Genomic DNA, 17,582 nt, shown 5'->3' on the forward strand with positions numbered 1-17,582 from the left:
AAGTCAGATGTTCAGTATTGGTTTAAGAGGAAGGGCGTACTTTTTGCCCAGGAACCAGTCGATTAGTCCCATTGATAATAATTTGTTCAGTCCCTTCTAGAGTTCCCCTCACCAGCACTTTTTCCCCATCGGTGTATAAAATTTCTACATCTCGCCGTTCAACGTCAAAGGCTTCTTGCCCCTGGGCTTCTCCTAACACATAAACCGACCATAAGCCCCTAATTCCCCGAACTAAAGCGGTTGTGGGCAACCAGTACCCTTCAGTCTCTAGGGTTTGTTGCAACTGCCAAGTCACCATCTGTCCGGCACTTACCCCTTGAGTCCCCTGATCGTCTAAATTTAAAACAACGGTGACGGTTCGGGTGGTTCCATCGACTTCCGGTAAAATATTGCTGATGGTTGCTGGATAAGATTTTTCACCAATTTGGACGATTTGTTTCTCTCCTACAGTGATTTTTGATTGTAGGGAAGCAGGAATACCGATATGGGCTTTCATATGGTCGAGTTGCACCAAACGCACCACTGACTGACCACTCGAAACAGTGGTTCCTTGGTCTAAATAGCGTTGGGAAATTTTTCCTGTAAAGGGTGCTTTGAGGACACTTTTTTCTAAATCAATTTCTATACTGGCTAAACGGCTATCTAATTGTTTTAAGGTTGCTTGTTGAGCGTCAACCACCTCCAAACGGGTTCCCGCTAATAACTCGTCGAGTTGGCTTTGCGCTTCTCTGACCTTAGCTTGCTGCATCATAATCACTTCTGAACGAGTTCCGGCTAATAACTCATCGAGGCGACTTTGCGCTTCTTTGACCCTTGCTTGCTGGGTTTCTACTTCCGTAATGACTTCGTCAAGTTGTTCTTGGGAAATTGCCCCTTGACCATAAAGAGACTGTCTACGCTCACTTTTACTTAGGGATAATTCTAATTGTTCTTGTAAATTGTTCACATTAGCCCGTGCGGCTGCAATGGTCTCCATTCTTGGCCCGGCTTGCATTTCCTCTAGTTGGGCCCGTTGTTGCGCTAATTTAGCCCGTGCTGCGTCAATGGTTTCGGTTCTGGGACCTGCTTGCATTTCTCGCAGTTGAGCCATGGCCTGTTGTTTTTGGGCGAGTATGTCTTGTTTTTGGGTGAGCAACTGGCGAGTATCTAAACGGGCAATGGGAGTCCCAGCAGATACTCGTTGTCCTTCGTCTACAAGGATTTGGACAATGTTACCTGCCCGCTCAAATCCTAAATCACTGCTATTTTGGGGAACAATTTCCCCTGTATAGGTTCGTGACTGTTGATGGGAATTAACGGCCACCAAATTCTCCACTTCCACAGGGAGAAAATGGTTGTTTTCGGCGACGACCGGGGCCATGGGTTCAATAGATTGACGAGTTGACCCCAACCAAAACCCAATCCCCAATAAGAATAAACCGCCTGCGGATAAAGCCCAAAAGGACTTAAAAACTGATTTTGGCTGTTTATATTCAGGAGAATAAACAATAGAAACGGTTTCTTCTGGGGACTGGGGTAACTCGGAATTGAAGTCTTGCATATTGACTAGGTTCCTCAAAGTTGTATTTACGTAATCTTTATGCTCTTCAATTCCCTAACCTTGACCAACAAAAGACATTTCCTTGCCGTATTGAGTTAGTGACGAGAGCAATTTTTTTTCTTGAAACAAGAGCAAGCAGCCATTAAACTCGCACTCAATCGATCCAACGTAACTGTCGGTTGAAGTCAAAAGCTTTCTACTTCATGGCAATTAGCAGAATGAATACGCCTTTCTAAACTAGAGGAAAGAGACGAAAAATAGTTTTGACGGTTAATATCATCCTCTAGATTCTAACGATTGCTAAAGATGTTATGATTTTGACCAAAACTAAAGCTAACCCGAGCCACAGAGATGCTATTAACTGTTAACTTATATCTTGCACCTTCGATTACACCCCCCACACCCCCCTTTGAAAGGGGGGCCGGGGGGGTAGGCAAGAGGCAAGAGGCAAGAGGCAAGAGCCCGCGCCTTCGCATCTGCGCAAGGGAACGCTCACCAAGACAGGCAAAAGTATCTTATTTTAAGGCTAACTGCTTGAACATTGACTGTCTTCTTTTTAGCTATTAAGTTATTTTGTAAGGCGTGCAAGATGTCAGTTAAGAAATTAGCAAACTTTTTCAAGCCTGTCATATTATCTAGTAATGATTAGAGATAATTATTTTTTGAGTTGTCAAGGGTAATCTTCTGAAAAATTACCGTTTATTTTTCTCCATAGGCTATCCTTAGATTCTAGAATTTTGTTCATAAAGGTTAATTTTCTGTAGATTTAAAATATTTTAAAGATGTTAAGCATCTTTGGGGAAGTTTAGAGGTAATCCTATCACCTCGTTCTATATTTACTTTAAAATGAAAATTCTCCAATAAAATGGAGAATTTTTAGAAAAATTAGTTTATTCTTTATTTTTTATGGGAAAAACCATAATCTTCATTCTTCCAGAAAAATCTCGCTACTTTTTCAGAAATTATCCTTTTTTCAGACGCTCAACTAATTCAACCGCACAACCAATGCCACTTTCATGAAATCCATAGGAATCAATCCCTCGTTTTTTAATGTGAAAATAAGTCCCTGAAAAATAAATAGGCCCCGTTTCATTTAACTGATAAATTTTCTTTTGTGCCTCTAAGGTATTCATATCATAAGCAGGGTGTTTATAGTTAAGAATTCTGATGATTTTATCCTCATCTATGGCGATGGGAGGGGTATCTAATGAGACAAAATAATCTTTTTTTGCTTCAAAACTATGAACTTTATTAGAATAATAAGTGACATAGGTATAAAGTTGTCCTTCTTTGGTTACTTGTCCATAATTCCAAGATTGCCAGGTCTTACGATCGCTGTTCATAATTACAGGATCAGTATGTACGGTTACGGCTGTTTCATTGTATTTAAAACAACCTAATATTTCTTCTTCTAAGGGGGTGGGATCGGCTAAAATGTCTAAGGCTTGATCGGCATGAGTGGCAATAACAACTTTATCAAAAATCGCCTCATCTGTTTTGGTTTTAACTAATACTTTGCCGTCTTCTTGTTTCTTAACACTAATAACTTCTTCTTCTGTGCGAATCGGTTTTTTTAAGGCATCTCTTACCTTTTCTACATAACGACTACTTCCCCCTTTTACTGTTTCCCAGTCAACGGTTTTTCCCCCTAAACCTCCTTGATCATGGGTCATAAAAAAACTAATAAAAGTTGAGGCTGGAAACTCCATTAATAACTCCGTGGGAATTGACCAAACCGCCGATCCCATCAACATCACAAAGTTATCTCTAAACCCTTGACTATAATTATTAGCATCTAAATATTCTTGCATAGAAACTCGTGTTTTTCCTTCCCAAAAATCGGAACGTGCTTGAGAAAAAAAGCGTTTTGCTTCTTCATAACAAGCGACTAATTCTGGGGGTTGTTGCTGTTCAAATTCTTCTTTAGACATTTCTAAATCAAAGGAATTAAACTGCATTCCTGTATCTAAATTATAGAAGTTAAATCCTCCTAAATGGCTTTGAGTTTCTACGCCTAAATCCTCAAAAAATTGCATCAAATTAGGATAATTTGGCTTATTACAAACAACAAAAGCAGTGTCAAGGGAAATCCGTTTACCGTCTTCATCTAAGTCTAGTGTGTGAGCATGACCTCCTACACGGCTACTTTTTTCGTAAACTTCTATATCATACTGATCTTGAAGATAGTAGGCGATGGGTGTGCCTGAAATACCAGAACCAATAATTGCTAGTTTTTCCATGGATTTTCCTTGGATAATTAGGGTTAATTGTTGTTAGTTTAAGTATACACTGATTCCTTGTCCTAAAAACTCAAATTTAGGAGGATGTTTCTGACAAGTAATTATACTCAGAATTAGGCTTTTTATACTTAACTAAAGTTAATAAAAAGAGACGGGATGATAATAACTGTATTGAGAAGGAAAGTTTAACCCTTGAAACTTTAAGTTTTGTAATCGATATAAATAAGCGGCTCCTCTCATGATATGACTTGCCACATCAACCACTTTACGATTTTCAGGTACTTCTAAATAAGAACCCCTTACCCACTCATTAAACGATCCCATCGCCGGACCACACCAAATTTGATAATCCATTTTTCGTTGTTCCTCTCCACTGGTAGACCAACGGGAAGAGAGTCCTAAATACCAGCGAAAAATTAAGGCCATTTTTCGTTTAGGATTGTTACTTGCTCGTTCTATTTGTTCGGGATCTCGTTGTTGAAAATAAGCAACGGTTTCGTCCCAAACTGTGTCTAAATTTTTGCGGAAAATTTGTTTTTCTAGGGTTTGACGAATATCTGTAGGAAGGGTTTCGATGCTGTCATAGGTTTTGTAAAGATCATAGAGTTTTTGCGCTCTCATCGGGAATAAACTACCCCGTTTCAGCAGTTGCACCCTAACCCCCATTTCAAACATATCAGCGCAAGGGGCCATTACTACGTCTGCCATTCCAGCTTGGGCGAGTAATTGTTTAGTATGATCAGAAGTTCCGGCTTCTATGCAACTATGATTGACCGAACCCGTCACAATATAACTGGCTCCCATCATAAAGGCGGCTAAGGCTGCTTCTGGGGTGCCTATACCGCCGGCCGCCCCCACCCTTACCGGACGCTCATAATGGTATTGTCGTTGAATTTCATCCCGTAGAGCAATAATAGAAGGAAGAAGGCACACCAAAGAACGGTTATCGGTGTGACCCCCAGAGTCCGCTTCAACGGTAATATCGTCAGCTAAAGGAACTTTTTGGGCTAACGTGGCTTGTAAGGGGGTAATTTGCCTTTTTTCTACCAATTCGTTGAGTAGTTTAACGGGGGCTGGTTGTAGGAATTTACGGGCAACTTCTGATCGGGAAATTTTGGCGATAACTTTATTATGGGTTTGTATGTTGCCTTGGGTGTCCAAGGCTAAACCAACGGCGCGGTAGCGAACGATATGGGGGGTTAAATCCATGTATGCCGAGGCTTCGACGGTTTTTACCCCATGTTTGAGGTAAAGGTTAACTGCGCCCTCTTCTAGAGCCTCCTCCGAGGGGCTGTGGATTAAATTGAAAGCATATGGACCATTGGGTAGGGCGGTTTGAATGGTGTTGATGGCTTGTTCAACTCGTTGGGGAACTAAACCTGCTGAACCAAAACTGGCTAAAAATCCTGCTTTCCCCAGGGAAATGACCAATTCTTCTGAGGCAATGCCTCCGGCCATCGCCCCGGCTGCATAGGCATAGTTTACCCCATGAAACTCACAAAAACCGCGATCGCCTAATTGTTGGGGTAGGAGGGGGTTGACCATCATTTGTGGGGGAACATTATCAACCCGTTGATGGGATAAACCAATTTTATTGTTATCGAGAAAAACATAACAAGGTTGAGCTAAATTTAACAATTTTTCTTTAATTCCTTCCGCATCAAAAGCAATGGACTCTGAGGTATCAGGAAGGATAGGAAGGTTCGATAAGGTTGTGGTTGTTGGTTGATTCATTTTCAATCTTTGAGTAACGGTTAATCGGTTTTTAAGCTTCTAAGAGACAAATAGCAATGTCTTTAATTTCATAAATTCGTAAGTCTTCTTTCCAAAGACTGGCATCACCGATAATGGTGAGGCTATCCCTTTCTTTTTTCACCTGGGAAATATGCACTTCTAAGGACATAAAACGGTTTTCTGGGGTAATTTGTCCTCGATATTTCCAGGTAATTTGATGATTAATAGCTTGTCCAAACCGAGGATTTTTGAAGGATTTTCCGAGGTCTAATTCTAGGGCATAAGTTTGCATGGCTTGCAAAATTGCTTCAACCCCTAAAGCCCCTGGCATCACGGGATCTTGATAAAAATGATAGGGAAAATACCAGTCTTCAGGGGTAATAGTTTTTGTTGCATAGAGATAACCTTGTTGATAGTTTCCTCCCTTTTCTATGATATAAACTTCATCGAGAAAGTCGAGATAGTTTTGAGAGAGACGATAGTGAGGTTTTTGGGGATTAATTTGATAATATTTCTCCTTGGAATTGGCTTCTTTTAAAGCAATTTGTTTTAAGGTTAATCCCGACAATTCGTTATTTTCATACCAAGGTTTGAGGCGTTTTCCCCCATCTAATCCGACTTGGTTAGCTAACACTGAGGTACTAAAATCACCAAAGACCATATTACCTCGATAAAAAGGGTCTCCTTCACAGGATAATTCAAACTCAAATTTCTGAATAATTGCGCCTTTGACAGATGTTGTTGAAATCAGTTTCACCTGATCAGTAATGGTCTTATTTCTCAGATCCATTTCTTTAAGAATAACTCCCTGTCCATCCAAGTTACGAAAATGCAGATCATCGTCAGGAGATAATAAGGTTGCCCCCATATAAACCCCTTGGAAAATACAAGGCTGTCCGGCAATTTCAATATAAGTACAGTAAGGTAAACTCGGGTAGGAATTATGTTCATAAAACCAGGCATTTTCGTCTACATCAAACTCAGTTACGATCGAAGAAGGTTGATTGAGTTCATGACGGTTTCCTTCAATATTTAACACCCGACTGACTAATTGAAACTCTCCGTTAGGTAAGCGAACCGATTGACGATTTTCATAGCGATCAAATTCTGAACCTAAACAAGCTGCTACGGAACCTTTAGCGAATTGTTTGAGTTCTTTTTCGTTAAATAAAACAGATTTTTGATTTTGTTGTAGTGACTTGCTTTCGACATTAAAAGGCTTTTCCAGCAGTTGAACACCAATATTTTTGATAGTAGCAATGGTTTTTCCACCAAAAATAACAGCCACATTAGCGATAATATAGGGTTGAGGAGATAAGCCAATGTCTACTACTTCCATTTGATACATTAAAGTTCCGAACTGGGGAACAACTTGACCCCGAAAACGGGCTACTTGAGTTTTCCCTGGAATAACTTGAAAACGGGCATCTTTTGTCTTGGTTTGCAACCCTAAAAAGAGGCTATATAAATGTACAAGTTGAATACATCCCTCGATCATTAAATTGCCTGGAAGGGTGGGGTCATTACGAAAATGACAGTTATAATACCAATCATCAGGAGTAATATTTTTTGACCCAATGGCTAACCCTAAACCGGCTATTCCTCCTTGAGAATCAATCATCATTACTTCATCTAACATAATGAGTTTTTCGGGAGGCAATCTTAACGAAGAATTTAAGCCATTTTGCTCATAATTTTTTCCAAAGCAAGCAGAGATATTTCCTTTACTCAAGGCTAAAATATCAGTCTTTTCAAAACTATTTTTAGAACAATTTAGAAGCGGTGTAAACGATTCTTTTTTGCTTTGAATCTGTTCTTTTTCCTTGGTTTCAGATTCAACAATACCTTGTCCCTCTGCGAGTTCTTCATCAGAGAAAATACCAGCGCAACCGTTATCTAATTTCATCCAAACTTGATCATCAATTAACCCTTCTCCCTCGAAGAAGACTAAAAGACTGTTTTCGGTTTTAACAGAGGAGGTTATTTTGACCCGACATTTCAAACTTTTCAAATTTTCAGGTTGTTCAAACAGAAAAGTAGCCGACAAATCTAATAAGCGAAAGGAACGCTTTCCTAAACTTTCAAAATCTGTCCCTAAATAGCTTAATAACATCAATAAACCGTGGCCAGCTTCTTTACAAATACCCACCGTTAATTGACCATCGATCGCATACCAAGCATCATCAGGAATATCATATTCTGTTTCAATTAAACCTGATCCATATTTTCCTAATGTTCCTTCTAATTGTGTCACCCGACTCACAAAAAGAAAAGGAGGAGACGGCATTCTTACCCGTCGAGAACATTGATCAATTGGTTCATACTCTTTACCAAAAACTTTGGAAACACTACCCTCAACAAATTCTAAAATATCCCCTTGGTCATATAAACAAGCTTGGTTAACTTTTTCTGGGGTATTTTGTAGAGAATTTATAGTAGGAATTGTTGTCTTATTTTCTAATGATTCACTAATATATAAAGGGGATATGTCAACATCTACCCTATGACTCACTAATTGAGCTAACATTTTAACAATACTGGCTAAATCATCAGCCCCGCGACGGTTAATACATAAGGCAACATGATCTCTTTCTTGTAGGGTTTCTGAGATCCAACGGGAACAACTTCCCCCCGATCCTAATTCTAGAAAAATTCTCGCCCCATCGTCATAGGTACGGTTAATCAGACGAGGAAAATCTAATTGTTGACACACCCCCTGACTCAAATGATGGGCGATCGCTTGTTGTTCGAGGGTAATCGGTTCATAATTAGCAGAGGAGTAAAACACCGTTTCTGGCATCGTTCCCAATGGTACTGTGTTAAGTTGCATAAATGCAGGATACTCTGACTGCATGGCCTCACAATGCAACACCATATCCGATGGCGATCGAAACCCATCGCATTGTAGGCGATCGATCACCCGTAAACACCCTTGAGGATGCCCTGCAATTACGACTTCTTGAGGGGTATTAATATGGGTTAAATAGACTCTTTTTTCTCCTTCTAAACACTGTTTAACTTGTTCAGGCGTTGCCATTAAAACATGACTACTCCAAAGATTATCTCCTGTTTGTTGCCAATAGTCTGAGACGACTTGTTTTTCTCCCATTAAACGGGTGTGAAACAAAGGAGAGGAATGGACAAAACGACTGCCTTGATCTGCATTGGGCCAAACCCCTAACGCATACATCATTGTCGTTTCTCCCATGCTATAACCAAAAGAAATCTCTGGTTTAATACGGAAATATTGTTGCATAATTTCTGTAAACAATACGGCAAACCCAATGCCTGTTTCTAGTAAAGATAAAGGGTTAGTCATAAAGTTAGTTTCTAGGATTTCTAGGTCCCGTTTTGATAACTCATGTTGACTTCGAGGATAAAGATAGTTGGCTTTAAAAAATTCCCCTGGATCACTGACAAATCTGTCCATGCGATCCCACAGTTTAGGAAAGAGTTGAAATAGGTTTCTTCCCATGCCTAAATAGGAGTTAAAAGCCCCTGGATAAACAAAGGCTATTTTTCCTGTTTTTCCTAATGGTTTGGGAGTGAAATAACTTCCTTTCGGACTTTTCCACTGTTTTCCTTGAGTAAAGGCTTTTTCAATTCCTTTTTTAGCTTGCTTAATTTCTTTTTGTAAGCTTTCTTTTTTATTTCCAACAATAGTCACCACATAAGGTAACTGAGACTGACTTTGAAATTGAGTAAAGTTGACTTTAGCAAGTTGAGACAAAGATAAACTATTTTCGATAGTTTGGGATAAATTATCTAGTTGTTTCTGTAAAGAATAAAGATCCTTTCCTGCTAAGGGAAATAGATAAAAAGAAGCGTAGGGTAAATAATGATTAGGAGTTGATTTTTGCTCCGTTGCTTCGGACAAGGTAATGTGTCCATATGTCCCATTATTGGTAACTATATTAACGGCTGCATGACGCTTTTTTTGTCCCTTTTCTAAGAACCAAGGAGAAGACAGTCTCGGCAGATAAAAAGAACTTTTTTCCCAAAGTTTAGGTGATTTAATTTCTTGTTGAGGGGTAGGAGGAAGATAACGATGATATAAACAAAGACTGGTTTTAATTAAACTAATTAATCCCTCAGTAATACCCAAAGGACTGATGATTGCCTGGGTACTTCCAACAGCGCAACTTAGTCCTTCTTTTTCTAAAGCGTAAACTTGAGTTAATCCTTGAACCTCAGATTTTTTACTGTCTTGAAAATAACCATCTGCTATTTCTAAATAACCAATATCTCTTGGCTTTAAATTGGCATAATTTAAGGCGATTTCACAGCTTTCTTTTATGGCAGTAGATGAGGGTTCTAAACTATCAGTTATTTTAGTAAATGATTCAATGACGGTATAAATACGGTTGTTATTCTTACAAGCATCATCATAAGCTTGAAGAACGATAGATCCGCCTTGAATTGTATGAGGAAATAAACCAGTATCAACCGCGCTAATAATAACAGTATCAACTTCTTTAGCCACTAAGAGAATTTGGCTAATTTCTAAGGCTTTCAGTAAACAATCTGTCCTATTATCTAGATTAAATGGGGTGATTGTACAGCCCCATAAATTCGATAAATTATCAACTAAATTCTTAAGATTATGATAATTATTACCTGTATTGGATTTATTATTAGTAACAATCAGAGCAACCTTTTCTCCTAACTGATTAAAACAATTGTTTACAGATTTAGCAGAAATTTGAGATAAAATAGACCAAGAATCATCAATTAATTGTTCGCAATTTTTGATTTTTGATCCTTGATAAACAAGAGCAGAAAATTGCTCAGGATTCATTAATTTATCTAAGCAAATATCTAAGCCAACAACAGCAAATTTAGAACGTAGCATAAAGACTCCAACAATAATACTTGAGCATCTTCAAGAAATAATAATTAAACCGTTAACTAATAAAAATCTAGAGTTTTATTGTTCACTCTTACATCCTTATTTTTCCTCACAACCAAGGAACTTCCTTGTTTTCAAATGATTTGAATGGTAATGAACAATGCTTATAAACAGATTGTATCATTAGATGGGACTGTGTTATTAAGAAATAAGGAATTGAGGCGATGACTAGCTGTCACTTGCATTCGGTTCGCTTCAAGATATACTTGTCCTTGAGTATTATAAGCGATCGCACTAGCAACAACTTTGGTTTTACTATGTTCATCTATAGAAAGTTGAATCAGAAATTCTTGGTCAAAAGGAAGGGAAGCAAACTGTTTTAAACTGGTTAGTTTTAGGGGTAAACTCCCTAAATTATAAAATTTTCTGACCCAAACTAATAAACATTGAAATAGCATATCTGCTGTATAAGGATTAAAAGATTGAGTAAAAAATTGACCTTGTTCTCTAATATTAATTGTTCCCAAATAACAAGAAAAAATTGCTTCTTTTGTATCTAGTTTGATAACTTTTTGAATTCCTTGAAATCTGGGTTTATGAAATAAGATTCCTTGTTCATAAGGCTGTAAATCACCAGCAGTTTGAGGGATTTGCCTAACATCAGAACCTATCGAAGGAATAGAGTTTCGTTGCTTTCTCAGTTTAATTAAAGTGCCATAATGGTAGAGAGGAATGCTTTTTGGGGTTTCACTCCAGATTAAGGATTCAAACGTAATTTCTTCTTCATTTTTCTCAACCTCAGTTAAGTCAAGACAATAGAGATTAGCTAATCCTTGATCAAAAACAATTCCTTTAAGAACTTTATAGTTATCACAACTAGAAAAATAGTAACCAGGATACAATTGTTCACAACTATTTGTCATCCAACCTAAAGCACACATTGCTGGTAAAACAGGATTTCCACCGATAACATGATCGTAAACAAATGGATTACCAGCCAAGGTTAAACGACGATATAAACGATAACTCTTTTTTTCAGAAGTGATCAGACTAGGTGCAGGAGAAATCGGTTTGCTCATGACAATAATTTGAGCAGTATTTGATTGAGTTTGTATTAATTCTTCTGCCAACATTTCCGCTCCAACTTGTTGAGGAATGACCTTAATATTTTGTTGTTCAAATAATGCTTTAAGTTGAGGCGTTACCATTCCTCCATCCCAAGGTCCCCAACCAATAGAAACGACTTTACAATGAGGATATTGTTGTCGAAGTAAATAAGCGTATTTGTTAAGAATTTCATTGGCCAACGCATAATCAGATTGACCAACATTGCCATAAAAAGAAACAAAAGAAGAAAATAAAGCAATAAACTTTAATTCAGCAATATCAACATTAGTCAGTAAACTATTTAAACCTTCAACTTTAACATCATAAACCCGATAAAAATCCTGTTCCGTTTTATTTTCAATTAATTTATCAGCTAAAGTTCCTGCCCCATGAATAATTCCTGTTACTTTTCCCAATCGCTCTATGATCGGTTTTAAAACCGTTTTCAGTGCCAGTGTATCCGTAATATCTACACTGCAATATTCAGCTTTTCCTCCTCTTTTTTCAATCTCCGATAGAGTGTGATGAATCTCTCGACTTTGACATAACTGCTTATAAATTCTTTGCACTTTAACCGGAGTTGGTTTATCCTGTTGAGCCATTAAATGTTGCATAATCCGTTTTTTCAAAGCAGGCTCATCCGTACAACCTAGACTCCATTCTGGTTCTGTTTCTAATATTTCAGAACGGCCTACTAAAATAAACTTACAATGAAAATGTTGAGCTAAATAAATAATACATTGTGCTGTAATTCCTCGACCCCCTCCACTCACGAGAACAACAGAGGACGAATTAAGTTGAGTATTAGTAATCATGAGGAAAAATTATTAAAGAGTATTGTGCATTGATCAGACAGAAATGAGTCATCAACTATCAAAAAGGCTTCCTAAAAAAACAGATGTTATAAGGAGTTTAGTTAAGACAGTTCCCCTAAACTTCCTAGCAATTAAATGGTTAAAGGAGCTAATTCACAATCTAAAGTCACTCGCCCTTTAGGGGTATAACCGACTTCTTGGATCAGAGTATTGGGATCATGTAACTCAGCTAAAATAATTTGAGCCGTTGTGCCTTCATCTAAATCAGGACTAATATCCAGAGAACGACAAAACACAGATTGCCACTCTAGATTTAAGGTTTTGGTTAATCCAAATAATCCGCCACTGATAGGACTAAATTCCTGGTTACCACTAAGGCCAAATTCTCCATCTAAATGAGCCAAAGTGAGAAAACAAGCGCGGCCTTGACTTGCAGCTTGATGTAAGGAAGATTTCAGATGTTTAGCCAATAAAAACACCTGTTTAACAATGGCTTTATTGGGGTTGACTCTGGTGTGTCCCTGATGGGGAAGAACGTCATGGAGAGGATGTAAATGGATAAAGTTGCCAATAAGTCCGTAGGTTTCCACAACGTTGCTCAATTGCTCTTGTAAATGTTCTTCACTCAGATGAGTTAGGGTAAAGCGTTGAACCGTTGAGGGAAGAGAGGGACGGGACGGAATTAAAAAGTCAGGGAAACTGAGAACTCCTACCTGCCATCCTTGATTGATTAAACATTGAGCAACTTGAGTGGTGGTAGCCGAACCATCATCGGTCAACAGACAAGTTTTACAAGTATTCGCTGCAAAATCCCAAAAATCTGGAGCCGGTAGAGGAATTAACTTCATTTGGTAACGCCCAATATCACCATGGGATCGTAGTGTTGGGCGTTTTTCGTCTAGGCTATTTTTTTTTCTGCGGTTATCATTTGCCCTTGTAAATACTGAACAATTTGTGCCAAAGTGCGTTGTTCTCCCAAAGCTTCCGGACTGAGCTTAGGTAACTGAGGGAAAGATTCCATAAGGGTTCCCATGATTTCCACTCGCTTAATAGAGTCAATGCCTAAATCAGCTTCTAAATCCATGTCTAATTCCAACATTTCTGTAGGATAACCGGTTTTATCGCTGACCACTTCTAATAGTGCTTGACTCATCCCATTGTCTTCAACAGTATGAGAAGAAGGAACGTCTGCAATCGGAGGACTGGGTTCAGGGGTTGATACAGGGTCAAGATTACGAGGTTCTAAATAGTTGGCAATGGGAGAAATATGAACTGGTTCAGGTTGGGGTTGAGGAGCCACAGGAGCAGGTTGAGGACTTTCTATGACCGGAGGTTGAGGAGCCACAGGAGCAGGTTGAGGACTTTCCATTACCGAAGGTTGAGAAGCCATAGGAGTAGGTTGAGGGCTTTCCATTACCGAAGGTTGAGAAGCCACAGGAGTAGGTTGAGGGCTTTCCATTACCGGGGTTTCAGGAACTTGAACTCTCTGTTGCCTCCGCGTTCCTGGCTCAATTTGTTGTTGAAGTAATTGTAAAAACGCTTGAAAACTCTCAGCTTGACTTTTTAGGTATTCTTCGTGAACTTTTTGGGGTCCTTGTTGGTATTGATAGAATTGTTGGAAAAGTTGACTAATAAGGGTAAGAGCAGAGTTATTCATGGCGACAATTTGATCTTCAGAAACAATAAGTTGATAATCGGATTGAGAATGAGCGGGTTGGTTAGGTTCAGTGATAGACAACGTTTCTTCAACACTGTCTAAGACACGAACCGGATCAGTGGATGGAATCTCAGGAGATTGTTCAGTAAGCTCTTGAGTCGATGCTTGTGCAACTGAAAGCAATTCAGATGGCTCTAAAGCCGATTCCATGAAAGCTTTTGTTTTAGGACTAATGTAGTTAGTAGCACCTAATTGAATCGTCATCCCTTTGCGTTTAGCGAGTTGATGGGTTTGTTCGATAACAGAATGATCTAAATCGGTTAACCCTAAACCCATCACCCTAAGTTGCATTACTCCTTGAGAGAGTTGGAGATCGCTATCTTTTTGGCGACTAGGGTTGAGCGCAACTGCCAGATGGGGGCGATCGCCTAAGGTTTGTTTCACCAAATTGGTTAAAATTTGCCTAGGTCCAATTTCGACAAAACAATATCCCCCTTGAGCGTAGAGATTTTCTACTTCTTGGACAAACTGCACAGCATTGAGCATATGAGCCTCCAACAGAGTCCGCATTGCTGAAGGTTCCCCTGGATAAGGATTTCCCGTCATGTTGGCATAAACCGGAATTGTTGGGGGATTAAACGTCACTTGATCCAAGGCTTGAGCAAAGGGTTGACTCGCATGGAGAACAAAGGGCGTATGAAAAGCAGCAGAAACCGGTAACGGGGTAACTTTGTAACCCTGTTTACTCAAAACTTTTTCCAAAGTAGCAATTTCAGGTTTCGATCCTGATAGCACCACTTGATCAGGAGCATTATAGTTAGCCACCTGAACTTGACTCATGGCTTTGATCAGTTGTTCGACGGTGCTAATATTACCGCTAACGGCTAACATTGCCCCACCCTCACAATCATTAGCCCCAGTGGGAGTGGCCATGGCCTCTCCTCTGGCTTTGATGAGATAATAATAATCTTCCTCGCTGAACACTCCGCCAGCCCATAAAGCGGTTAATTCACCAAAGCTATGGCCGGCGACAAAATCTGGCTTAAATCCAGCTTTTTCTAGGGTTTTATAGAGTCCCACACTCAACGCACCGATGGCAGGTTGGGCATTTTCAGTCTGCTGTAACTGACTGGTTTGTTGTTGAAACTCCTCTTCATTAAACCCTGGAATCGGATAAACCACCTCAGACACAGGGGGACGGCTATCTTTGATCATGAGATCATCGATCGCTTGATAAGCCTGCTGTACCTCTGGAAAATTCAGGGCAATTTCTCGACCCATATTGAGGTATTGAGACCCTTGTCCGGGAAACAGTGCCACTACTTTTCCTTGTAGGGATAAGCCCCTTTGACGGTAATAAATTCCATGAGGATGGTTCCAGGATTCGGCATCAGGTTGCCCTTGGAGTTGCTTGAGGGCGGCTTTAAGCAGTTTTTGAGCCTCTTCTAAGGACGTGGCCACAAAGCCGACTCTCGCTGCTGCTTGGGGAATGAGGGCTGATTGACTCTGGTTTTGGAGATGATTGTAATATTGCGAGCCTTCGGGAGATTGCAACTTATCCAGACTGGTTTGACAAATTTGACTCAGTTGTTGGGGATTATCGGCCCAGAGTAAAATCGATTGAGGTCGCCGATGAACACGATGTTGACAATAATGGGGGGTATATTCTTCTAGAACGACATGATAGTCCGTTCCTCCGAACCCAAAGGAACTGACCCCTGCCCGTCTCGGGGTGTCTCCTCGTTGTAGCCAAGGACGGGTTTCGGTGTTCAGATAAAAAGCTGATTCTTCGATCTTAAATTTTGGATTGGGTTGGGTGATGTTAATGGTGGGGGGTAAGATTTTATGGTGTAAGGCTAGGGTGGCTTTAATTAAACTGGCCGAACCGGCTGCTGCTTTGGTGTGACCGATTTGAGATTTAACACTCCCTAGGGCAATCTTTTGTTTTTCTGCGTTATTTTCCGTTAAAACTTGATTGAGCGCGGTAAATTCACAAAAATCTCCTGCCGGTGTTCCCGTTCCGTGGGCTTCGACTAATCCCAAGGTCGCTGGAGAAAATCCTGCTTCTTGATAAGCTCGTCGTAAGGCTCTGGCTTGTCCTTCGGGACGGGGTGCATAAATGCTTTTGTAGCGGCCATCGCTGGCGGTTCCAATGCCTTTGATAACTGCATAGATGCGATCGCCGTCTCGTTCTGCGTCCGCTAAACGTTTAATGACTAACATTCCTAGCCCTTCTCCGACCATCATGCCATCGGAAGTGGCATCAAAGGGATTAAGACAGTCTTTTTTAGAAAAAGCAGGAGTTTTACTAAAGCACATATAGTTAAGGATGGAGTTATCTGTATCAAACCCTCCCGTTAACATCATGTCGCATCGCCCTTCCATCAGTTCACTCACAGCCATTTTTAAGGCACTTAAAGAACTAGCACAGGCTGCATCAACCACACAATTCGTTCCGCCCAAATCAAAACGGTTGGTAATCCGTCCGGCCACGACATTGGGTAACATTCCAGGAAAAGAGTTTTCCTGCCAAGGTACGTAGGCGGCCTTCATTTTCTCGATAATGGTATCGATTTGTTCTTGGGGTAAGCCACTATTTTTGAGAACTTTTTCCCAGAGAGGATACTGTAGACGACTGGCTAAAGGGGTGATGCTTTTCCACAGTCCACTTCCCCCTAAAATGACACCAGTGGTTTCTCTATTAAAGTTTCTATCTTTACCATATCCTGCGTCTTCTAGGGCTTGTTTAGCCATCACTAAAGAGAGCAAATTTGCTGAATCGAGTGCCTGTAAAGTATCAGGTGGTAAACCAAATTCTAGGGGATCAAAATCAATTTTAGGGATAAAACCACCATGTTTGGCATAGGTTTTATCGGGAGCTTTCGGGTCGGGATCATAATAGTCTTCAATTTTCCAGGCGGTTTCTGGAACTTCTGTTATTCCGTTGACTTTGCCGAGAATGTTTTCCCAGTATTCCTGTAAATTTTTGGCTTTAGCAAATAGGGCAGACATACCAATAATGGCAATGGGTGTTTTTTGTAAAGCCGATATTTTTGGAGTTAATGATTGAGCCATCATATCAATTGTGTGTTTTCAAATACGCAGCACATAACAGCAATTTATTAGATATCAATAGTTAGGGAGATTTTTTATCTCGGTGATTCTACTGAAATCACCTTGGCTAAATTTTTAGAATTTAGAAAAATCTACTTTGAATATTTTCCATTTGATTGGGAAATATTATAACAGAAAAATCAAATCTCAAATTTTCTATATCTTAAGTTTATATTGTCTTCAACTAACACACAATGGATTATTTGCTGATTGAAATGGATGATTTTTATTTTTCTGATCTTCCTAACAAAATCACAAAAACTCAGGTCTATCGAAGACAATTAGACTATCCTTATTTGATGTATCTTATTTTTAGATACCTAGGAAATAAGGAGCATTTGATTACTCGAAGTTTAAAGGCTACAAATCCTACACACAATGGATGATTGATGGAAAATCATGGAGAATTTTTATTTTCTAAGATGATTAAATTATATTCATTCAGGGTTTTTTGCTTAAATCGGTAATATTTATTTGAGATTTAACGTAATTCTACTTAAGTATAATTACTCGTAAATTTTTGGAG

Annotated in this window: 7 protein-coding genes; all 7 read right to left on the bottom strand. The window is 39.4% G+C overall.

From position 1 onward, the window contains the following. Positions 1 to 22: 22 nt before the first annotated feature. On the bottom strand, positions 23 to 1,540 hold the full coding sequence (locus C4E06_RS18205) for an efflux RND transporter periplasmic adaptor subunit (RefSeq protein WP_107669424.1): 1,518 nt from the start codon (positions 1,538 to 1,540) through the stop codon (positions 23 to 25). Positions 1,541 to 2,502: 962 nt separating this feature from the next. Then, positions 2,503 to 3,780, bottom strand: coding sequence for an NAD(P)/FAD-dependent oxidoreductase (locus C4E06_RS18215; protein ID WP_107669428.1), 1,278 nt, complete (start codon positions 3,778 to 3,780; stop codon positions 2,503 to 2,505). Between the two features lie 138 nt (positions 3,781 to 3,918). Then, positions 3,919 to 5,514 (bottom strand): PfaD family polyunsaturated fatty acid/polyketide biosynthesis protein, encoded by a 1,596-nt coding sequence (locus C4E06_RS18220; protein WP_107669430.1) that lies wholly within the window; start codon positions 5,512 to 5,514, stop codon positions 3,919 to 3,921. A 31-nt stretch (positions 5,515 to 5,545) separates the two neighbouring features. Further along, complete coding sequence (locus tag C4E06_RS18225) at positions 5,546 to 10,366, bottom strand: PfaB family protein (RefSeq protein ID WP_107669432.1); 4,821 nt, start codon at positions 10,364 to 10,366, stop codon at positions 5,546 to 5,548. 161 nt (positions 10,367 to 10,527) lie between these two features. Continuing rightward, the gene (locus tag C4E06_RS18230) at positions 10,528 to 12,285 is read right to left on the bottom strand and encodes an SDR family NAD(P)-dependent oxidoreductase (protein ID WP_107669434.1); all 1,758 of its coding nucleotides are present in this window, start codon (positions 12,283 to 12,285) and stop codon (positions 10,528 to 10,530) included. A gap of 131 nt (positions 12,286 to 12,416) precedes the next feature. Then, positions 12,417 to 13,133 (bottom strand): hypothetical protein, encoded by a 717-nt coding sequence (locus C4E06_RS18235; protein ID WP_107669436.1) that lies wholly within the window; start codon positions 13,131 to 13,133, stop codon positions 12,417 to 12,419. A 50-nt stretch (positions 13,134 to 13,183) separates the two neighbouring features. Further along, positions 13,184 to 17,020, bottom strand: a complete 3,837-nt coding sequence (locus C4E06_RS18240; RefSeq protein ID WP_107669438.1) for a type I polyketide synthase — start codon at positions 17,018 to 17,020, stop codon at positions 13,184 to 13,186. Between the last annotated feature and the right edge of the window lie 562 nt (positions 17,021 to 17,582).

Source organism: Cyanothece sp. BG0011 (assembly GCF_003013815.1).
Taxonomy (GTDB): domain Bacteria; phylum Cyanobacteriota; class Cyanobacteriia; order Cyanobacteriales; family Microcystaceae; genus Crocosphaera.